The organism is Shewanella halifaxensis HAW-EB4, from assembly GCF_000019185.1.
Lineage (GTDB): Bacteria > Pseudomonadota > Gammaproteobacteria > Enterobacterales > Shewanellaceae > Shewanella > Shewanella halifaxensis.
In genome coordinates, this window is sequence record NC_010334.1 from 2,076,833 (window position 1) to 2,098,864 (window position 22,032).

Genomic DNA, 22,032 nt, shown 5'->3' on the forward strand with positions numbered 1-22,032 from the left:
GTATTTTTAGCCATCTTAACATCTAAACGGCCAAAATAAAGTGTCATTATCTTCAACATTCGCTTTCAGGAGCAGTTTTCAATTTTGCCATTGTTTGAAACAGGCCTAACACTTTTAAAGACCTTCTTTGCTTATTGGTAGTTTAATCGTGATCTTAACGCCGCTAACATTTCCGGCCTTATCTTGGGTATTACAGGCGCTAATTTTACCGTCATGAAATTGGCAAATAAGTCTAGCGATATAAAGACCCAAGCCTAGGTGCGGCTTATCTTGGGCTTTTTGCGCTCGCACAGATACCATGGACTCAAAAATCTGCTCAGCCATGTTCTCTGGTAGTGCCGGCCCTTGGTTACTGACGCTCAGTACGGCGAATTTATTTTTCAGTTTTAGCACAACATTAATTGAGCTGTCGGGATGGCTAAACTCTTGGGCGTTAGCGATGAGTTTATCCATTAGCTGGGCGATATATTCAGGCACCCCTAATACCGCAATACTCTCTTGGGTAATATCGAGCTCAAATGCTTGATTGGGGTAGGTCATTTGATAGCCCTGCATGCAGCCGTTGATGACTTTTTCTAGCGGAAAAACAGTAGTGTCGGCATGAGATAAGCTTGCTTCTAAACGAGTGGCTTCGCTCATATTGTTTAAGATCATATTCAGGCGATTAACGCCTTCTTGTGCCCGGTCAACATATTTGCGACTATCGGGGCTAAGCTGTTGCAGGCCAAGATGCTCTAGCGATGAGCGCACCACTGCAACGGGGGTGCGCAGCTCGTGAGATAAACGCGAAGACATGTTTTCTAAGTAATGAGTATATTGGCTTAAGCGGCTAACGATACTGGCGAAACTTCGCGATAGATCGCCGATCTCATCACGGACTTTAGAGCCCTGAATTTCATTTTTTATTCGCCCTTGGCTATCGATCGCTTGCTCGGCTTCGTCACGCAATTTGCGAATACGGCTTGAGATATTCGAAGCAAAGAAAAATAGCGCTAAGGTGCCCATACTCATGATGGTTAAAATCACGTTAAACAGCTTTTCTAAGGCTTTGTTTCTTAAGGTTCGAATGCCGTGAGTGGTTTCTTCGGCAATCACCACTCCCATCACTTTATCATCAATCCAAATAGGGCTAGCGGCCGCGAGCACCACCGCTTTGTTGTCGGGGGTTAAGCGCCACGTTGAGCCTTGCTCGCCGTTTAAGGCTTTAGAGATATGACTCCCTTGCAACACAGTGGAGTCTTGCAAGGAATCGATAAAGTCTTTAGCTGGTGTGGTCAGAATTTTGTAGTAAAGCGGATGCAAGTATTTATGTTTGAATTGCTCCCAGCCAGAGTTGTCATCGTTATCGACATTAGCACGTGACCAGACGCTATTATCTGAGCGAATATCGCCGGACTTTGCTAATACGCGGCCGTGTTTATCGACCACCCAAATACGAGAGCTATTATGGCTCATGCCTTTAATAATACTTTCGATTTCAGGTGAGGGGACAAGTACGGTGCCCAGCTTGCTGACATCATCGATTGCTGAGGTACCGACCACGGCATCTAATACGCGGCTTTTTTTATCGTTTACGTCATAAACGGCAAAGCCGAGTTTACTGCCGACCATATTAAGCGGGATCCTGAGTTCGACATTGTAGCCTTGTTTACTCTTGGTCCACTTACCCTGAATTTTAACTTCCGGTGTTACAGGGGTTGAAAGGCTAGGATCTTCAGGCAGTTCGAAGGCGCTTATCCAGCCATCTTGTGTGGTTGCAACAATATAACGGCGAAACTTGCCATCGGGTGCGAGTGTAGCGATGGCAATATGATCGTTATTATCTATGCTAAGACTGTTTTTTCCGCGGTAAACAACGTGTGGATCGCTAACTTCGAAAAAGGCGTACAGATAGCCGGCGTATTTGCCTACCATATGGGTAAAGCTGAGGTTTAACGGCTGGTTTTCATTACGTTTATAGATTTGATAATCATCGCCGTAATTAAGTGCACGATGGCGATAGCTACTCCAATCCGCCAGTTTACCGTCGAGTTGAATAGGCCCTGAAAGTGGGTAAGCGTACAGATCGCGGCCCTTTTCAACCTGAGTTAAAAAGCTTGCTTGGCTATCAAAGAGTTTTGGTCTTTCGTGCAGGGCGGTTGCCAGTGCTTGGGTTGTGCCTTCTAAGGTTTTCTCTTGGCCGTGGCGCAGGTATTTCTCCATCTCCCACACGTACTGATAACCTAACCAAGGTAAGCAGAGTAAGAACAAAGACAATACTGCGACTTTAGTGCGCAGCCCGATTGGCAAATTAAACATGGCGTAACAACTACCTAAATGATGGCCATTAATTATGACCTGAAGATGACTCGACTATAACCCTATCCATGAGTTAACTAATGAGCCTGTTTATAAACTAATTCATTAACTATTTATATCGCAGAAATGATGAGCTACAGACTGTGACAAACCACATTGATGATCGCGGCTAATTGTGAGAGTCCCAGCGATAGCCCATGCCGTATACGGTATCGATACAATCAAAGTTAGGGTCTTGGGCGATAAACTTCTTTCTAATACGTTTTACATGGGAAGTAATCGTCGAATCATCGACGAATATTTTCGCTTCTTGCATCAACTCTTGACGTTGGCGTACATGTCCAGGGCGCTTAGCGAGCGCGTGCACCATCCAAAATTCGGTTACGGTAAGCTCAATCTGTATAGCGTTCCAAAATACCTGCATGCGGTTAACATCGATTGTAAGCAGGCCATGTTCAACGATATGGCTTTCATCATTGCTGACATTTTTTAGATCTGAGCGTCTGAACAGTGCGGCCAATCTGGCGATAAGATGTGGAAAGCTGACATCTTTGCTCAAGTAATCATCGGCACCAAGGCGCAGGCCACATACGGTATCAAAATCACTGTCGCGCGCGGTCAAAAAAATAATTGGCAGGGTGCTAGACATGGCTCTCAATGATTGGCACAGAGTAAAACCGCCATCGATTTCATTTTCAAGGCCGATATCGATAATCGCCAGATCGGGCAGACGGGTGTTAAACGCCAACATCGCTTGCGGGCGGTTGGCATAAGCTTGTACACAATAACCTTGTTGCTGCAAAACCTCTTTGTAGTTTTCTCTGATCGCAGCTTCATCTTCTACTATGGCAATTCGTTTCATACGTCTTAATGATGGCCTTAACTGTCTAATTGATTGTGACTATACAGGAAAATATTACTGTTTGAAGACGTGAACCGTGATTGCCATTTTGTTGCCACAATTGAACCTCAAAACGACACTTTTGCTCCCCTTAAAAGCCATTTCGGTAGGTTTTAATAGTCTCATCGAATAAAGAGCAGTTAATAAACTTTAAAACGGCAAGCTCAACTCGCTAATTTTAATTTAGTTTAAAAATTAACATCCCAAGGGGAATAACATGAAAAAACAATTTATCTCAACTCTAGTCATTAGCGCATTAGTATTTTCAACTCAGGTATCAGCTGAGCAGGTTGTAGACACTGAGCGCAGTAATAATGAAGAACTTATCGGCCTAACTTCTGGCATTGTGCTTGGTGCAGTGGTTGGCGGCCCTGTCGGAGCAATCATCGGTGCCTTTACCGGCACATTGGTGGGGAAATCGGTAGGCGATGATGGTGAATTGCAAACACAACAAGTCATGCTCGATGAAAAAGAGCAGGAGCTTATTGTACTGAATCAGCAAAACCAATCGCTAGTTGAGCTTTCAGATCAGTATGAGCAAGCACAGCAACAGCTTACCAGCTTAAAAATGGCGCAGGAGCAGAAGTTAACTGAATTGGCATTAGGGCTGAACGTGCAGTTTAAAACGGGCTCTTCGACTATCGAGCCTCACTTTCAAAACCAGCTCAATGATATTGCTTATGCGATGTCCCTCTCTCCTGAATTGACACTGGACTTGACAGGTTACGCTGACCGTCGTGGTGATGGTGATTATAACCAAGCGTTATCAGAGCAGCGTGTAGCAGAAGTCAAAAATTATCTAATAGAGCAGGGCGTTGCAGAGGCGCGTTTGCATAATCAAGCCTACGGCGATTCATCACCTTTGATGGCGGAGCAAAGTTTTGAGAATGACTTTTTTGATCGTCGCGTGACATTGAAGTTGCAAAATCAAGAAAGCGCCTTGGCTGCCAATTAAGCCTACTAATTTAACCGTAAATTTAACCGTAAGCACCTGTTTGGCCATGTGAGCTAGGCAGGTTAGCACTGCCACAGAGTCTATCTAATCGAGCCTTTGTGGTAGATAAGTAAAAGGAGTAACAGATGGCTGCGTATTTATTAGAGCGTGGTTTAGCGAATGGTCTAGAGCGTATCGCTAACCTTAGTCATCGCCAGGGAGGCTCATATTTTGGCGCTCTTATGGCAAAGAAAGTACCTATTGTGACAGTGATGCTATCGCTGCTGAATTTATCCGTCACTCGTTTATCAGTGCTTAGTTTATCAGTGCTTAGTTTATCACTACTTAGCTTATTAGTGCCGCAAAGTGCGATGGCGTCATCGTCAACAGTGCCCATTTCCATGGCTGAAATGAAGCAAGCAGGCTTGATATTTGAAAGTGAACAGGGAGAGCTGACCATAGCGCTGCCAATGAAAACCGATGTCAGTATGCATGTCTCTGGTTGGGTTAACCGAGTATCTGTCCGCCACGAATTCAAAAACATGTCGAGTGAGTGGGTAAATGGTCAGTATCTATTTCCTTTACCGAATGAAGCGGCGGTTGACCAACTTAAGCTACATATTGGCGCTAGAGTGATTGAAGGGCAGATCCAGCCTAAAGCAAAGGCAAAAGCGATATATGAGCAAGCTAAGGTAGAAGGTAAAAAGGCTAGTTTACTGGAGCAAAAGCGGGCCAATATTTTTAGTGCTCAGGTGGCAAATTTGGCACCAAATGAAATGTTGATTGTCGAGCTTACCTATCAAGAAACGCTAGACTATAAAGATGGTGCATTTAGCCTACGCTTCCCTATGGTGATCGCGCCAAGATATGCCCCTAGGCAAGAAGCCGACAGCTATAACAAACTTAATAAACCTCAGGCCCTTAGCCAGCAGATTATTAACGGTACTAAGCTAAATTATAAGCAAAGTAATGAGCTAATTGATATTAACAAAAGTGTCTATGCGCATAGCGCTGTCGTTAAGGCCGAAGATGAAGCGTTAGAATCTGAAGCATTAGAATCTAGAGAACGGCAAAATCGAGTCTCGATGACAGTTACTTTTGATGCGGCAATGCCAATAGAGAATATTGTCAGCCCTTATCATGGTATTAGCATTAATATGGTCGAAAATGCTGCGGCTCAAGTGTCGTTAGATAACTATGCCGTTGCGAATCGTGATTTTGTGCTGACTTGGCAACCCGTGCAAGGTAGTGAGCCTACGGCAGCCGTATTTTCTCAACAAGGCAAAACTCATGCTGAGTTAGCCTCACAAGTTACCGCAGGCGATACCTCGTTCAATCAGGGGGGCGCTAAAAGTAAGCTAAGCCCCCAATCTCAACCAGAACCACAGTCGCAATTACAAGTACAAGATAGCAAGCAACAGACACTGTCGAAAAAAGCATTAGAAAAATATGCCTTGGTGATGTTAATGCCACCTCAAGGGAGTGACGATGAGTCATCATCGATTGCACGAGAGTTGGTCTTGGTCATCGATACATCGGGTTCGATGTCGGGGGATGCCATCATTCAGGCAAAATCAGCGCTGAAATATGCATTAGCAGGGCTGCGCCCCCAAGATAGTTTCAATGTATTGCAGTTCAACTCCACAGTTGAGCGGTGGTCTAGGCATGTAATGCCTGCAACGGCAATTAATCTTGGCCGAGCACAAAATTATATCAATGGTTTACAAGCTGATGGTGGCACTGAGATGTCTTTAGCGCTCGATGCCGCACTAACTAAGCTTGACAATGATCGCGGCCATAATAGTAAGCCTGTTCATGACGATGACAGATATCAGAGCAGCAATGAGACCCTTGAACAAAGCGCTGCGACACCATTACGGCAAGTGTTATTTATTACCGACGGAGCCGTGGCTAATGAGTCTAGGTTATTTGAGCAGATAAAAAATCAATTAGGTGAAAGCCGCTTATTTACTATCGGAATAGGCTCGGCACCCAATGCGCATTTTATGCAAAGAGCGGCAGAGGTTGGCAGGGGAACTTATACCTATATTGGTAAACTTGATGAGGTAAACCAAAAAGTGGTGTCGCTATTGGAGAAAATAGAGAAGCCTCAAGTTACCGATGTCGAACTTCATTTTAGTGATGGCAGTGTACCGGACTATTGGCCAGTCCGTATTCCAGATCTTTATGCTCACGAGCCAGTACTGGTCGCCCTGCGTATTCCAAGCTATGTCAGTGATGACTTATTGATCCAGGGGCAATTAGCGGGGCAATTTTGGCAGCGACGCTTACCACTTAATAGCGCAGCTCAAGTTAACGACTTAGAGCAAGCTAAAGGCTTAGACTTAATATGGGCAAGAAAGCAGATCGCCGCCCTAGAGCTTAGTAAGCAAACAGCGAATAAAGAGAGGATTGAAAAACAGATCACGGCGATAGCGATGAAGTTTCATATCATGAGTGCTTATACAAGCCTAGTTGCGGTTGATGTCACGCCGGTAAAACCGACAAGTATTGCAGCAAAAGAGGCTAGGGTGATCCAGCATCTGCCAAGCGGATGGCAAAGGCTATCACAAACACTTCCACAAACAGGAACGAATAGTTTTGTGTTCATGATTTTTGGTACGACTCTGTTGCTATTAGCGGCGTTATATCGGCTGTCTTTTAGGCGTACTGACATAAGTGAACCTAGCTGTGGGTAGCATTTTAAAGCAAGGCGATAATTTTTATGATGATGCAAGGCGTGATAAACGCCTTGGCAGACGGTTTCATCAGTATATTCCGTGGTTGTTATTGGCTGCAGGTGTCGTTTTAATCGTTCAAGGTGGATATATGCAAGCTAAAGCGAATTTTGCTCAATTTCTTATTCAACAGGCTTGGCAGAAAACATTGTTGGATGAAAAGCCGCATAAGCCTTGGTCGTGGGCTGATACGTATCCCGTTGCCAAGCTAGATTTTTTGCCGATGAAAACTCACTTGCAAGAACTTCCCGCTGAGTCGCGCGATAGCAATGACAGTCTATACGTACTGGCTGGCGCATCGGGCCGTAATTTAGCTTTTGGCCCGGCACAAATGTTAACGTCGGCAAGTGTTAATGGTCAGGGCAATACGGTTATTGCAGGCCATAGAGATACCCACTTTGCGAGACTTGATGGTGTTCAAGTCGGCCAGTTAATCCAGTTACAAAGCGCATCGGGAAAGAGTCGTATCTATCGTGTGGCAACGGCGCTAGTGACTCATGAGTCCGATATGAGTGTGATTGAGAATAATGGTCACAGACAACTAACCTTGGTGACCTGTTATCCATTTGGGGCGGAGTTTGCTGGTGGGCCACTGCGATTTGTGGTTAAGGCGGAGCCTGTTAATTAGACTGGTTAAGCTTATTAACTATTAACGGTGATCAGAGCTAGCGATGCTGGCGCTAAGGCAATGGTGCCCATAGCGCTAAGCCGCTCTGATTGAATGCCATTTAACCTAACAAAGCTTAGACTGAGATAGGCATTACGCGGTTTCTTCCTAAGCGCTTTGCTTCATAAAGCTGTTTGTCAGCCCGCTCTATTAACTGGTTATCAGTATCGTTTAATTGATATTCGGCAACGCCAAAAGAGGCACTAATGTTGTTAATCGTGTCTCCTTTTCGCCTATCTTTCAAAATCAACTTCTCTAGACTACGGCGCATAGATTCAGCCAATTGACGGGCTCGGCCTAATTGGCTCTTCGGCACAATGAGGGCAAACTCTTCACCGCCAAAGCGATACAGTTTAGTGCCATCTTGGCAAGCCTCAGTTAAGCGTTTAGTCACGGCTTTTAATACTTGATCGCCAAGCTGGTGGCCGTATGTGTCGTTAAACACTTTAAAGTGATCGATATCGGCAATGATTAAACAAAGACCCTGTGGGTGCAGCTCAATAATTCCTTTGAGATCTTTATTAAATGCTCGGCGGTTTAGAGAATTTGTTAAGGCATCAAAGTGCATCTCATGTTCAGACTGCTTTAATTGTAGCTTAAGCGTGTCAATTTCTGATTGCGCCCTAGCGAGCTGCTCAGAAAATTGCTGGGCACTAACGCGTATTTCATTTGCGTCTTGAACAAGGTTTTTGATAACGCTTAGCACTTCTTCAATGGTAAAACCGTCACTCTCGATTTTATTGAGCTTGTTGTAATTGTTTTTTATTTTGCTGTGGAACTGATTAGCATCAAGGTTAGTGTCTTTAAGCGATTGAGAAAGCTCTGTCACCATTGCGTCGAGATTGAGGCGCATATCGACAATATCAAGCTCAATAGGATCTGATAAAAACTCTCGATAAAGGCGTTCGCTATGACTTGGCGGGCAGGTGCTGTACTGACTGACGACTTGATCTAAATATAGGTTAAGCTTTGGGCTTTTCTCACCGACATAGGCATACCAGAGAGCATAGTTTGTCGGTGTCGTCGGGATCTGATGTTTCAACATTAAAGGAATCGCTTTCTTTAATTTCGATGCAGATTCCTTTAGCAATGGGTTAGCCATAGTGGTGCCTTATCGCCAATTAATTATTGGTTCTGTTATTTGTATGCAAATGAAAAACAACATCATTGTGCATTTTATTTGTCCATTCTATTATGTTTTTGCCTAATACAGAACTTGAAAAACGTTAAATAGCACATAAACTCAGCGAACAAAAGTTAGAGTTAAATCTATACAATTAATAACAAGAAATGAAGGGACAGAAAGTGAAGACGGTTAAATTTACCCGCTTGATATCGTCGCTAAGTTTGCTGCTGCCCCCTAAACGCTTAACAACAAAAAGGCACCGAAAGGGGCCTTTTTGTGTCGTGATAACTTAATTCTTTTAGAACTAGAACTGGTAACTGACTGAAAGCATCGGACCGATAAAGCTGTAATAGATGTTGTAATCTGCAATCTTGATATCGGCAGCTGTAATCGTTGACGTGTATTCAACGTCGACTTCGTAATAGTTAAATGCTGCTGTCATATGCCAATTTTCACTTATCGCAGCTTCAACACCCATTCTCACATCGACTAATCCGCCTTTTAAATCGTCTAACTTTATATAAAAATACTGAGCATGAGCATTGAATTTAAAGCCAGGATAGAACTCGTAAGCACCGTAAACACCAATATCTGGTAGTGGTGCAGTGAGCTTTTCATCAACAACTTTAGGGATTTCTATGGTATCTGGGCAGCGAGTTTCAGTATCTATCTCACAGATCCCAATATTGCCTTTAAAAGCAGTTTTGATAAACATGGCATGTAAACCAACAGAAACGCCAACGTCGTAGTTATGCCCTTGCCAAATGTCATAGCCATAGCCAATGCGCATAATATCTATGTTGAGTGTACTATCTAGAGCTATGCCCGACTTAATATCGTATGTGGTGTCATCCCAGGTAAACTGAAAAGGTTTTTCAACAGACTGAACCAAAGCGGTACGGTGTAACTGTTTCCAATCTGCGTATAAGGTGTGGCGATCATTAAAATGATGAGAGATTTCAAAGAAAGGCAAAAATTGTGACTCTTCTAGCTTTAAATCGGTTTCGAAATCGAGTTTAAAGGCATTACCTAGAATTGGGTCGTTAACATCTATGGTTGAATCCGTATTCGCATAAAAGCCACCAATCCTGATAACGGTATCGTTATCAGCAAACGTTAAAGGGCTTGCGACCAAAGTGAGCGTGGCAGCGCCGCAAATGATGAAACTTTTAACCATTAAAAGTAACTCCGTCTTTCTTTTTTATTAGTCTAAATTCATAGAGCTTTTATTATTTTGTTTCTAGCATAGCAGGATCTTTCTGGATGTGAATAAAATGTTTCTAAATATGTTCAATTTGTTTGATCAAATGCAGTTTAACTGCAGTTAATCAATACGCAATAGGGTAAAAAGCACGTGCTAGCAGGATTGTTAATTAAGTCAAAGCTAAGGTAAGGCCGCTGTTGAGAGAGGTAGATTGATAAAACTGATAACATTTATGACTTGTAAAAAGCAGTAATCCGACTGCGTCTTTAACTGAGCTGCGCGTGTTTGAATACGCGCTTGGCCACTGACGGTATGTCACGCGGAAGTTAGCGGGTGTGGATGCTACTAAAATATTGCTATTAAACAGGCTTTAATTCAAACGCCTTTAATCAAAGGCGTTAGTTCAAATTTAATTACTCAATCACATCAGCCGATTAGAAGAGTAGGGGCAGCAAGATCAGCGCCCAAGTTAATCCGCAAAAAGCTAAGCTCATGAAGACGGCAGCTGAGGCAATATCTTTTGCTTGGCCACTCAGTGGATGAAACTCATCGCTAATCCTATCTACTACAGCTTCGATCGCAGAGTTAAGCAGCTCAACAATCAATACCATAAATAGTCCCATAATGAGTAGAACACGCTCTACAGTACTCACATCTACTAAAAGTGCTATAGGTAGCATAATAGCAGCCAAGACTAACTCTTGTCTGAACGCCGCCTCGTGTTTCCAGGCCAATTTTAGACCTTGCATTGAAAAGCCTGTGGCTCTAATGACGCGTTTAATTCCGTTATTGTTAGCTGGTTTCATAGTATTCCGTAATAATAATCCATCATGTGCGATAGCGAGTTGATTGCAATATCTTTAGACAGACGATTCAGATTTTGACGAAGTATAACATGTTCAACTTTTGGATTGAGTTTAAAAAGCTGAATCAACTGCTAGCCAACATCAATGGCAAGTACTAGTTGTGCAGACGAATATGGCGTAGAGCAGGAAATAGGGCTAGGCTTACTTCGTGGTGCACAGGATGTGCAAACTAACGTTGAAAAACAGCTGCAAGGAGCAATGGCCATGTTCACGATACGACTCCCTTCTTTAATCGCTAGCCTAATAGTGGCTTGTCTCTTTATTACAAACTATTCCTTTGCGACATCCGCTGAAATCCCGCCAAACAATACTGATAAACCGTCAATCCAGTTAGCCTCTACAACCACGCAGCCAATGGTCAATATCTCGGGCTACTTGGTCAGTGAAAAGCTAGACGGTGTGAGGGGATATTGGGATGGAAAAGCAATGTACAGTCGCTCAGGCAGGTTGATTAATCTGCCGGCTTGGTTTATTGAGGGCTTTCCTGAGTTTCCTTTAGACGGTGAGTTATGGATTGAGCGGGGGACGTTTGAGCAAGTATCGGCAACCGTTAGAAAAACCAAGGCCTCTGACGCTGAATGGGCCAAAGTTCGTTTTTGGGTCTTTGATCTTCCGGATGATCCCAATATATTTGAATTGCGATATTACAGAGCGACAAAAGTACTGCAAGGTGTCAGTCCATTTTTAGCCGTTATTAGGCAATATACATTGAGCAGCAATCAAGCATTAGATAGCCAGTTACAAGGCATTATTGCTGACAACGGTGAAGGTTTGATGTTACACAAGAAAACCGCCTTGTATAAAGCTGGCCGCAGTAAAGACATCGTTAAGCTTAAACCGTTTTATGATGCCGAAGCGGTAGTGGTTGCGCATACTTCAGGTAAAGGAAAGTTTAGCGGTATGTTGGGGGCTTTGGTGGTAAAAAATGAGCAGGGAAAAGTGTTTAACTTAGGTTCTGGTTTCACACAGGAACAAAGGCTGGACCCACCTAAGATAGGTAGCCAAGTGACCTACAAATACTATGGGCTAACTCAAAAAGGTACGCCAAGGTTCGCGAGCTTTTTGCGGGTGAGGCAATCTCAATAACAGATAAGTGAGATAACAGATAAGTGAGATAATAGGGCTTGGCTAAAAAATGATGATTAAAGGGCTTAACGAAGCAAAGCCAATGGCGAGTTACTATAAACAAAAGCTCGGGGCTGTAGCCCCGAGCCTCTAAACTTGACTCTTATCATAACGAGAAACCTAGTTTACTCGATTAATGAAAACTGACTTGTGTTATAAAACCTGCAGTACATCTTCTATTGCTAAGCGAGACTTAGGTAGTGCTGCATTGTAATCTTCTTCAGAATGATGGTAGCCCATGGCTAATGCAACATCACACTGATAACCGCCAAGCTCTTCTTTAAATATTTCACCAATCAACTCACTATCAACACCTTCCATGGTGGTAGAGTCAATTCCAAGACGCGCAAGGGTATGCAATGTGTTACCTAGGGCTAGATAGGTTTGTGCCTTGGTCCAGGCTGATGTATTACCAGTTTCATCGGTATTTAACTCAGCGAAAGCAAAAGCGCCGAATGCTTGTTCTCTATCCTCAACTCCCATACGGCCATCGGCAATACCTTTATCAACGACTTTTGCATAATCTTCGCGAGTGTAGCGAGGGTTGTAAGCAAATAAAACAATATGCGATGCAGACTTGATATGTGGCTGGTTAAACTGAAACTTGTTGGCAAACGTATCGTGCATACGCTGTTTAGCTTCGTCACTTTCGATCACAATAAATTTCCAAGGCTGTGAATTGATAGATGACGCCGAGAGGTTAATTGCTTTATAGATCACATCAAGATCGGTCTGAGGAATACGCTTTGACGCATCATAGCGTTTTGCAGTGTAACGGCTTTCAAGATCGGCAATAATAGGGTGAGTCATTTTCGTATCCTAATGTGGCAAGGTTGAGGCAATAATAAAACTGACCACTATCCTACCCCCATATTCAGTATTGAAATAGTGTTTGTTCGTTGAATTATTATCAAAATTTTATTGGTAATGATTGTGCCTTTACTCACTATAGACATATAGATTTTGAGAAAACTTCTCAGCAAGAAATTGCTAAGCCTTGTTATCACCCATCGTTCCGTCGACGGACGTGTTTATGTGCTCGATTATGCGGTAGTTAAATACGCAGAAGAATTGTTATTAGTTGTGGTGTATTTTCGTGCTGAAGAGCCTAGTTTACGAGTCAACCAAAACACCATAATGCACGACCTTATGATGCAGTACATTCTGCTCAAAGGAGTCCACAACCAAACGAAAGATAAGATAGCTAAACCCTACTGGTATTCGTTTGTTACTGAGCCAGAGTTCAAGCGGCTATTTAAATCTAGCGATGTGTGTAATGTCGACGGCGTAGCTATAGAACCTGATGGCACAATCACAGCGACTGAAATTGAGCACTAAGACTAAGGCAGCGAGGCAAACCATCCTTTTAAAGTGGCTGTATGGCCTCAATAACGGTTATTACGACAAGGTCATGCTGTTCTCGCAATCACTGCAAATCTTCAATGACATAAAAAGATTGCTAACCAACTCTATGAAGAGATGCCAACCAGGTTTGATAAGAAGACGCGACAGGTGTTACTAAGTCAGGAGGATGCAGAACTGCTCAAAGCCAAGATAGTGCACCGAAATGGTGCTGTGTGATGAGTAGACAGAAAGTTCTATCAATAATGGAAAGATGAAACGGGCGCCTAAGCGCCAGATCCCATAATTGTGCAAGCGATGCCTCGCAACGTAAATACCTTCTCCGCTTTCGTGTCAGGTATTCAACACAGACTATCCCACTAGTACTCGCTCTCTCAGTGTTTGCTTTTATTGGGACACAATTACTAGGCCATGAGAGTTGTCGCATAGAGCGCTTTGATGATTCAAAGAGTTCCAAGAGTAGTTAAGAACACAATTAGGTAATTTTCAGTATTTGTTATTTTTCTTCGGGTAAAGAAGTATGGGAAATAGTGGGCTACCCATGTGATGAAGTAACAAAGAGATCCTATCAGGAATAGATGTTAGAAATGAATAACAGAGGGCAAAAAAGGGGAAAACCCAAGGCAAAGCTAGTTGATGGTGTCAATGTGCACACTTTGATGATGTTTGAAACAAGGCTAGCACTGGTTACTAACTTTACTCTCAAAGAGAATTACGCACTATTGGATAGTTTCACGGCTGATTTAGTTTGATTCTTGTGCTTTTGAATAGGTTTGTGTGACGCAAGTAACTCCCTTGAAAAAGCAGTTATGTTTTCCTCTATTATGACTAAGGTTGGGTGTAGAATTATGGAATACAATGTAGTTGTAAACTACACATCCCTTCGTTCTAGATTAGTATAAAACGATAGCTAAATAATAAAGAAATGGAACCTTCATGAGCAAATTGACCGATGCCATAGTAGCGTCTTTAGAAAAGACGCCAAACCTGACTGCGAAAGAGTTAGCTCAGGCATGTAATACTGATAAAAAGTCGGTTAATCGTTGCTTATATTATGATTTGAAAGACAAAGCAAAAATAAACACTTATTATCAATGGGCTTTAGTCGACAGTAAGAAAGGTACGATAGTCCAAGCAGATATCGAAGATAATAAGAAGGACCGGGAAAGTACTATGGACAGTCACTCAACAAACAATTTAAATAGTAATTTTGCTTTTGATTCTCTTCAAGCAATTCGAAATAGACTACTAGATCTAACTGGTAGAAACCGCCTTCTAAATTTTCGCCATGGTAGAACAGGCTTCATCAGAGTAATTGATGAGATGCCGAATCAACTTGCAGAAAATATTCTCAATAGTAAGTCGTATACGTTTATCCCTGTTGAAGAGCCTAAGCGAGAAGAGCTCATTAAGCATGGTTATATTGGTATTGATGATAAAGGACAAGAGTTTAGAATCAAAGCTGATCCAACAGCTAAGGATTGGGCTAAAGTTTTAGGCTTGAATACAAATTATGAATTGCCTATGAGCTCTAAAACAAAAGACTCTAAGCATAATGATTCATATATCCAGTCAATGCTTTACCCAAGAGAGTTAGAAGCACAGCTTAGAAATATTAGATCTAAAGCTAACACCGCTATAGAGGAGACTGGAGCCAATATTTTGTATTTGGCATTTGGTTTTCTTGAGTGGTTTGAGGATGAAAGCTCGGATGTTTCCAGACAAGCGCCACTGTATCTTATTCCTGTAAAAGTTGACCGTGCATCACTAAATAAAAATACAGGGACCTATACCTATACGATTGAATATAATAGTGAAGATATCATTCCAAACCTATCTTTAAGTGAAAAGCTAAAGCATGATTTTCACATTCATTTGCCTGAGTTAGATGAAGATACTCTTCCGGAGGAATATTTTCAGTTAGTCGAGAGCAATGTACTTCGCAATAAACCTAAATGGAAGATTAAGCGATATTCAACATTGGCGATGTTCGATTTTGGCAAGTTGTTGATGTATTTAGATCTTGATCCATCACGCTGGCCAGATGGACAAAACAACATCCAGAATCACGCTATTTTGCAGATGTTTTTTGCAAAAGAAGGGATTGAAAACACTAATGCTAGTACAGGTTTTGGGGTTGAATATCCAATCGATACAATTGAACACGTTCATGAAAAGTATCCACTAATTGATGACGCAGACAGCTCTCAACATAGTTCCTTAATGGATGCTATTAAAGGTAAAAATTTAGTCATTGAAGGACCGCCAGGTTCTGGTAAATCGCAAACTATTACAAACTTAATTGCGGCTGCTATTTCTCAAGGCAAAAAAGTTCTATTTGTTGCCGAAAAGATGGCTGCGCTGCAGGTCGTTAAGTCCCGTTTAGAAAGAGCGGGGTTAGGTGATTTCTGCTTAGAGCTTCATAGCCATAAAACTCAAAAGAAGCAGGTTTATGAAAATATAAACCAAAGACTAAATCGGCAAGACGAGTATCGATATCCTCATACAATTGCCATCGATATTGGTATGTATGAGGAAAAAAAGAGCACGCTCAGCAAATATGCAAATTTGATTAATAGTGAGTGGAAGAGTACTGGCCGAACAATCCATCAGATATTTTCTACAGCAACGCGCTACAGAGAAGAATTTGAATCAATATCATTAGATGATATTAAACCATCACATGTAACGGGTGATAAATTCGATGCAACCTCTGCAAGACGAACGATAGATAGCCTTCGTCGATACGCAGATGTTTATCAAGAGGTGAAGTTGCAACTGGGAGTTGAAGCTGAGTTATCAGATCATCCATGGTTTGCTGTATATAACACAGATATTCAGGTTTTCGAATGTGATGAAGTCAGCGCATTAGTTCAAGATGCAATTGATGCACTAGAGCAGACTAATGATGCAATAGCTTTATTAAGCGAGCAAATCGGCGAGCAGAATCTTAAGAACATCGAAGTCTTAGAGTTACTTTTCACTGATGCCAAAGTGTTGCCACGAATTTCGGGCTTAGAAGATAACAAGGCCTTATATTCAATCTTTGAAAATGCAAGCCTTGAACAAGAGTTAAAGTCATACCTGAAAAGCTACAGCCTAGCTAGAAGACTTCATCGACAATTAATCACCGAGTTCGAACCATCGGTATTAGATACTCCAAACAGTTTTTCTGCTGTTGTTAATTCACATGTGGCGTTAAATAAGCTGTGCCTTGATAGCAGAACTCAATTTTCGACTTTGTTTCAAACAGTCACAAAGCTTAATGACTTAAACTCGCTCTATTTGGCCATAGCAGATGATATAAATACGCTGAAAGATCACCAAGCTAATTTGGCTAGTAATTTAACTGGTGACTTTAATGGCTTAGTGGATTTATATAAATTTTTACAGTATTTTTCAAAGTTAGATAGCCTTCACGTATCTCGTCGTAACCCTCTATTTGACAATGACTTACTCGATGCTTATTTACCTACGCTTCAAGATATATTGCCAGATCTTAAAAGATTACACGAAACCTTAGAGTTATATTTTGATCTAAATGCATTACCAACTGTCTCTGCGCTTACTACGATAAATGAAAGCATTACAGAGGCTGGTTTCTTTCGTTGGTTAAGTAGTGACTGGCGCTCAGCAAGACATGATCTTCTCGCAATATCTAATAACAACAAGCATAAGTTCAATAAGTTAACACAGCACTTGCCAGACCTTATTATCTATAAGGGGCTATTGGATGAGCTCAATAGCGAACCTCTGTATTCAAGCCTTTTACAAAATGAGTACAAGGGAATAGATACGCCGATTGAAGATATCCTTGTAATACGTAGCTGGTACAAAGATGTTAGAGCAGCATTCGGTATAGGTTTTGGTACAAAGGTCCCGTTCGCAACGTCTTTATTTGAATCACATAGTGATATTTTTAAAGGAATTAAGCATTTATCGTCATCAAATACACTGGAGTTACTTGAGAGGTTCTCAGAGTCCCATCAAAATTTAGGTGAGCTTCTTTCACACGTTCTGTTTAGTGATCATGATATTGATTTTAATAATCAATCTGTAAGCTTCGACAATTTAGCACAACAGCTAAAATCAGACGTTAAGGTACTGCAGTCTGCTTGTAAGCAGGACGTATCATTAGCTGATTTAGATGGCAATATACAGCAAGCTATAGAGTTTAAAGCACTAGAACAGCAACTTAAATCACAAACTTTGACCGATGATTTGTTTAATGAAAAAGTTGAATTATCTGCAGATAGTGATTGTGAGCATAGTGAGCGAGTTATTGCATCAACACTCATGCTGAATAAAGCCATTCAGGGACTAAAAACAAAACAGTTAGCTAATTACTATTTAACTTGCCCACCACGTAATGCTTGTGAAGCACTAAGTGAAATGTTGAAAAATGTAGAGCTTCAGTATCAAAAATACAATCTTGCATTTGGTGTTTTTGTAACAAAAGCAAAAGTGGATGAGCTATTTTGGTATGGTATTGATGACAGCTGTATTGATTCTTGGATTGCCCGTAATCAACGCGCAACTAGTCAGCCTAGGTGGTTAAGTACTTGGGTCGACTTTATCCGCATAAGAACAGCACTTTCTGATAAAGGCTTAGAGAATTTGCTTCGTTACACTGAAATGGGTGCTATTAGACTAGAAGACCTTGAGAAAATTTACCTTTATTCTGTTTATGACATATTAGCAAGAGAAGTGATATCAGAACGTCAAGAACTCGCCTATTTCTCTGGCGCAGAACAAAATGCAATTCGTAAGCAATTTGCTGAGTATGACAATAAATTAAAAGCGCTTCAGCAAGAGAAGATTGCTTATGAAGTGGCACAGATTGGCATACAAAAAACAGTATCTGGAATTTCAACTGGGAGGGTAGGCGCATACTCTGAAATGGGCTTGATTACCCATCAAGTTAATTTAAAAACGCGCCACGCTCCAGTTCGTCAGCTAATTAAGCGTGCAAGTCAGTCGCTAGTAGCGTTAAAACCCTGCTTCATGATGGGGCCACACTCAGTTGCACAATATCTCGCTCCAGGTCAGATAGAGTTTGACATTATCGTCATGGATGAAGCATCGCAAATTAAACCTGAAGATGCACTCGGAACAATTGCGCGAGGTAAACAGCTGGTAGTGGTAGGTGACCCTAAACAACTACCTCCAACAAGCTTTTTTGATAAAGCCATTGAAGTTGATGATGAAGATATAACGGCTATTGAACAGTCCGAAAGTATACTTGATGTATCACTCCCCATGTTTAATGCAAGGCGTTTACGTTGGCATTACCGCTCACGCCATGAAAGCTTAATAGCCTTCTCGAATCAGAAATTCTATGACAGCAATCTGGTCGTCTTCCCATCGCCATCGAATAAGAGCGATGAGTTTGGTATTAAATTTACCCATGTAAAGCTAGGTCGTTTTGTTAACCAGCACAATATTGAAGAGGCAAAAGTCATTGCTGAAGCAGTGCGTAAACATTTGCTAAACAGACCCGATGAATCGCTTGGTGTTGTCGCTATGAGCTCTAAACAACGTGAACAGATCGAGCGCTGTGTTGAAGAGCTGTCAAAAGATGATGATCAATTCAGAGACGCTTTAGCGCTTAATGCTGACGTAGATGAACCGTTGTTTCTTAAAAACCTTGAAAACGTACAAGGAGATGAGCGGGACGTTATTTTCATATCTTGTACTTATGGTCCTCAAGAGGCTGGTGCCGCTCAAATGCCGCAGCGTTTTGGCCCAATAAACTCTGCCGCAGGTGGCCGACGACTTAACGTACTGTTTACGCGTTCTAAAAAGCGTATGCATGTCTTTAGTTCGATGACTGAAGGCCACATATTGGCATCTGAGACTTCGAGTGAAGGAGTACATGCACTAAAGAGCTTTTTAGCCTATGCACAAACAGGCAAACTAACTCAGCAAATTCATACAGGCAAACAACCTGATAGTGATTTTGAAATAGCGGTTATGGATGCCTTAAAGTCAGAAGGCTTTACCTGTATTCCACAAGTAGGTGTGGCGGGGTACTTTATCGATTTAGCCGTGCAAGATCCCGGGCAACCAGGCCGTTACCTTATGGGAATAGAGTGTGACGGTGCGACATATCATTCAGCTAAATCTGCCCGTGATAGAGACAGACTTCGCCAATCAGTATTAGAAAGTTTGGGCTGGACGATTAATCGTATATGGTCGACTGATTGGTTTAAAAACCCTCAAGCACAGCTCAAGCCAATTATAGAGTTGTTACACCAGTTAAAGACTGAGGTGCAAGAGCATTACGAAACTGAGCAGCCAAAGAGTGAGCAAAATCAAATAGAGGAAGTTGTTGAGCAAGAAGAGCTGCAACAAGAATTAATTGAAGCTTATTGCCACAGCGATGACTCATTAGCGGCTAAACTCGAAAAGTTTGAGCAAGCAGTGATTTCTCAGTCAAGTACTGGCATACCTTTGGCTAATAGATTGTTACGTCCCGCGATGATTGCGGCTTTGTGTGAATTCAAGCCAATATCTAAGAGTGAGTTTTTAGAAATGATCCCATCATATTTGCGAAATACTACGGCGGCAGAACAAGGAGTATACCTAGAGCAGGTACTAAATATTATTGCGGATAACGAACAAGAGTTGAGTATTGATAATAGTGACGATGAGCTTACCTATAGCAAGGTACCATTTTATTATTAATCCATTAGTAAACAAGGAAGTTAAAGTGAAAGTACCGGATATTAAGAGAACAGCACCAGATGTACTTAGGGTAACAGCATTTGTATTGGAGAAAAGTGAAGCAAACGAGCCATTTAGTGTTGCTGAAGCGGCGAAAACCGTTCAACTTAATGGTATAAATGATTATCGAATCGCAGAAGTTTTAAGAGCGATCTGCTTAGAGCCTAATGGGCCTAATAGCTTGATAAGTTTAACCACAGTCGATAACCAAAAATCCCACGCTAACCCTGGTTATTGGCAGCTTAATCCGCAGACGTACTATAGCTACCTTTCCTATATATCATTATTACGTTCAGAAGAGGCTATCGAGCTTGCTAAGCTGTCTCTAAAAGCGGCGGAAAAATCTAACCAAAATGCAAAAATATCCATATGGATTGCAATCGTATCAATAATATTAACCGCAGTAGCGATATTGGTATAATTGATTATGACTAGGAATAACTGACTGATGAGGAGTTTGGTGGTAATCCCCAAGCCCTAAGACAATAGTCTCCCCGTGTAGTAGCTTAGACACCAGTGGCCAGCAGCGAATATATGAAACCGTCCCATCGTCTGATATTCGTTGGTGTGCGTTCTCAACGTCAGGGTTCAAACAAGTATGGGCAGATAAAAACTTAGCTCAAATCTAAGCTGACAGATACCTTCAAAAAACGGGTAACTGTCAGATCAAGTCTGAGCTACTACATCTTAAGTCCGAGAATTGCTATCCTCTAGTCCATCCTTCTTCCGGAACTGCATTGTAAAGACATATCTTGCCACTTAGCACTAGAAGGTGGACCCATGATGAATGGGGAATACTAGAGGTATCAGTTGGCTCGCCATCACACCACTTTCGTAGCACCTTAGTCTTGTCTTTGCTGACAGTTTTAATGCCTAGCATTCTAGCTATGTCGGTCTTGGTGTGCCCAATAAAGATCATCGTTTCGATAACCTCTGCAACTTCAGCGTTTGTTGGCTCTCGATAGTTAGGATCATCGATATTTCGATATGAATCATGTTTCGCCGTATTCATGAAATAAACAATGCCAACATGACGTTTCATTTTCCTGAAGCTTTCCATTACTTCATGCTCATCTATATCACCGAAGTTATCCAAACTTTATTTCCTCAATTACTTTTCTATTCTGACATGCTACCTCAGTGCGGGAGGGAAAACAAATAAAGTCCCTCCATATATTCTTTTTTAAAAAGTTGGAATAGGTCACGTTTTTGGCGATTATTTTGGCTACCAACTACCTTTTGGAGGGTTTGGCATTGAAAATCCTCCCAGGTACTGTATTGTGTGCTTCATCGGTTTGTTGTTTGTTAGGGAGCGAATGGTTATGAATGAGTTAAGAAGGTTGGTTAGTTCTTTAATCGTACCAACTTCAGTTTGGCTGGTTGGTGGTGCAATGTTTGGCCTCACAGTCGCTAGCGATGCCCATGCAGGCTTTGATGAGAAGGTTGCTGCAAGTTTTGCTGCTAAATATGAGGTGTGTGCACTGAAACTAAAGGATTCTAATCCAATCATGGCTATCACGCTTAAGGCAAAAGCTGATGAGATTAGCCGCGATAAGTTAGGTGGTGGCGGATACATTAAGGCGTTCAAAAAAGAAAAGAAAAAAGCATGGCTTATAAATAAAAAGCAATGCCGTAAGTTTGCTAGAAACATTTAAGTAGCGCTATTTAGGCTTGCTGTTTATACAGAGTCACTAATCGAAAGTAATCAAAATTATAGAAGTAGTAAAAATGAAAAAAATATTAATGGCGTTTTTTATAACAACTAGTGTAACCGTTTTTACCGGATGTGCATCAGCTCCTAAAAACTTCACCTTAGATACTTTCAGTGGTTCGCGCTCTGACGGTGTTATCGAAATGGGGTACCTAGGCGGATATGGCTGGGTGAAAAATGTTAATTGGGCAGCAACAGGTGAGCTCGCTTCACAGCGTTGTCGCTCTTGGGGGTATGAAGATGCGGAGCGTTTCGGGCTTGGTCATGCAATATGCATTGAAGACAACGGAGCAGGCGGTGCGTTCAAGATGTGTACTACGGCTAAGTACACCGTTGAGTATCAGTGCACAGGTAAAATGATAATCGATTAACTG

The 22,032-nt window shown here is 41.8% G+C and carries 16 protein-coding genes; 9 read left to right on the plus strand and 7 right to left on the minus strand.

The window, feature by feature from the left end; translation table 11 throughout:
* Nucleotides 1-114: 114 nt before the first annotated feature.
* Nucleotides 115-2,298 carry a proteobacterial dedicated sortase system histidine kinase gene (gene pdsS, locus SHAL_RS08995; protein WP_012276834.1) on the minus strand — a complete coding sequence of 728 codons (2,184 nt, stop codon included), beginning with the start codon at nt 2,296-2,298 and terminating at the stop codon, nt 115-117.
* Nucleotides 2,299-2,467: 169 nt separating this feature from the next.
* The gene (gene pdsR, locus SHAL_RS09000; protein WP_012276835.1) at nt 2,468-3,160 is read right to left on the minus strand and encodes a proteobacterial dedicated sortase system response regulator; all 693 of its coding nucleotides are present in this window, start codon (nt 3,158-3,160) and stop codon (nt 2,468-2,470) included.
* A gap of 256 nt (nt 3,161-3,416) precedes the next feature.
* Between pdsR and pdsO the strand changes: the two genes are divergently transcribed.
* From pdsO to SHAL_RS09015, 3 genes are all read left to right on the plus strand, one after another.
* Nucleotides 3,417-4,154 carry a sortase-associated OmpA-like protein PdsO gene (gene pdsO / locus SHAL_RS09005; RefSeq protein WP_012276836.1) on the plus strand — a complete coding sequence of 246 codons (738 nt, stop codon included), beginning with the start codon at nt 3,417-3,419 and terminating at the stop codon, nt 4,152-4,154.
* Between the two features lie 125 nt (nt 4,155-4,279).
* Nucleotides 4,280-6,832 carry a marine proteobacterial sortase target protein gene (locus tag SHAL_RS09010; protein WP_012276837.1) on the plus strand — a complete coding sequence of 851 codons (2,553 nt, stop codon included), beginning with the start codon at nt 4,280-4,282 and terminating at the stop codon, nt 6,830-6,832.
* Complete coding sequence (locus SHAL_RS09015) at nt 6,825-7,499, plus strand: class GN sortase (RefSeq protein ID WP_012276838.1); 675 nt, start codon at nt 6,825-6,827, stop codon at nt 7,497-7,499. Before SHAL_RS09010 ends, SHAL_RS09015 begins: the two co-directional genes overlap by 8 nt.
* Nucleotides 7,500-7,614: 115 nt before the next feature.
* Here SHAL_RS09015 and SHAL_RS09020 read toward each other — a convergent pair whose 3' ends face one another.
* From SHAL_RS09020 to SHAL_RS09030, 3 genes are all read right to left on the minus strand, one after another.
* Nucleotides 7,615-8,640, minus strand: a complete 1,026-nt coding sequence (locus tag SHAL_RS09020; RefSeq protein ID WP_012276839.1) for a GGDEF domain-containing protein — start codon at nt 8,638-8,640, stop codon at nt 7,615-7,617.
* A 328-nt stretch (nt 8,641-8,968) separates the two neighbouring features.
* The gene (locus tag SHAL_RS09025; protein WP_012276840.1) at nt 8,969-9,841 is read right to left on the minus strand and encodes a hypothetical protein; all 873 of its coding nucleotides are present in this window, start codon (nt 9,839-9,841) and stop codon (nt 8,969-8,971) included.
* 461 nt (nt 9,842-10,302) lie between these two features.
* Nucleotides 10,303-10,674: a diacylglycerol kinase gene (locus SHAL_RS09030; protein ID WP_012276841.1), complete on the minus strand. Its 372-nt coding sequence runs from the start codon at nt 10,672-10,674 to the stop codon at nt 10,303-10,305.
* Nucleotides 10,675-10,818: 144 nt separating this feature from the next.
* Here SHAL_RS09030 and SHAL_RS09035 point away from each other — a divergent pair, with 144 nt between their 5' ends.
* Nucleotides 10,819-11,820, plus strand: a complete 1,002-nt coding sequence (locus SHAL_RS09035; protein WP_223296260.1) for a DNA ligase — start codon at nt 10,819-10,821, stop codon at nt 11,818-11,820.
* Nucleotides 11,821-12,012: 192 nt separating this feature from the next.
* On the opposite strand, the gene SHAL_RS09040 is transcribed toward SHAL_RS09035, so the two are convergent.
* The gene (locus tag SHAL_RS09040) at nt 12,013-12,669 is read right to left on the minus strand and encodes a nitroreductase family protein (RefSeq protein WP_012276843.1); all 657 of its coding nucleotides are present in this window, start codon (nt 12,667-12,669) and stop codon (nt 12,013-12,015) included.
* 153 nt (nt 12,670-12,822) lie between these two features.
* Here SHAL_RS09040 and SHAL_RS22370 point away from each other — a divergent pair, with 153 nt between their 5' ends.
* From SHAL_RS22370 to SHAL_RS09055, 3 genes are all read left to right on the plus strand, one after another.
* Nucleotides 12,823-13,197, plus strand: a complete 375-nt coding sequence (locus SHAL_RS22370; RefSeq protein ID WP_049763873.1) for a hypothetical protein — start codon at nt 12,823-12,825, stop codon at nt 13,195-13,197.
* Nucleotides 13,198-14,157: 960 nt separating this feature from the next.
* Nucleotides 14,158-19,908 carry a DUF4011 domain-containing anti-phage protein Hhe gene (gene hhe / locus SHAL_RS09050; protein ID WP_012276845.1) on the plus strand — a complete coding sequence of 1,917 codons (5,751 nt, stop codon included), beginning with the start codon at nt 14,158-14,160 and terminating at the stop codon, nt 19,906-19,908.
* Nucleotides 19,871-20,368 carry a hypothetical protein gene (locus tag SHAL_RS09055; protein WP_012276846.1) on the plus strand — a complete coding sequence of 166 codons (498 nt, stop codon included), beginning with the start codon at nt 19,871-19,873 and terminating at the stop codon, nt 20,366-20,368. Before hhe ends, SHAL_RS09055 begins: the two co-directional genes overlap by 38 nt.
* 282 nt (nt 20,369-20,650) lie before the next feature.
* Here SHAL_RS09055 and SHAL_RS09060 read toward each other — a convergent pair whose 3' ends face one another.
* Nucleotides 20,651-20,989, minus strand: coding sequence for a hypothetical protein (locus tag SHAL_RS09060; RefSeq protein ID WP_150102076.1), 339 nt, complete (start codon nt 20,987-20,989; stop codon nt 20,651-20,653).
* A 280-nt stretch (nt 20,990-21,269) separates the two neighbouring features.
* Between SHAL_RS09060 and SHAL_RS09065 the strand changes: the two genes are divergently transcribed.
* Both SHAL_RS09065 and yecR read left to right on the plus strand, forming a co-directional pair.
* Nucleotides 21,270-21,602, plus strand: coding sequence for a hypothetical protein (locus SHAL_RS09065; protein WP_012276848.1), 333 nt, complete (start codon nt 21,270-21,272; stop codon nt 21,600-21,602).
* A gap of 73 nt (nt 21,603-21,675) precedes the next feature.
* Entirely contained in the window at nt 21,676-22,029 is a 354-nt protein-coding gene (yecR, locus tag SHAL_RS09070) for a YecR family lipoprotein (RefSeq protein WP_012276849.1), read from the plus strand.
* Nucleotides 22,030-22,032: the final 3 nt, after the last annotated feature.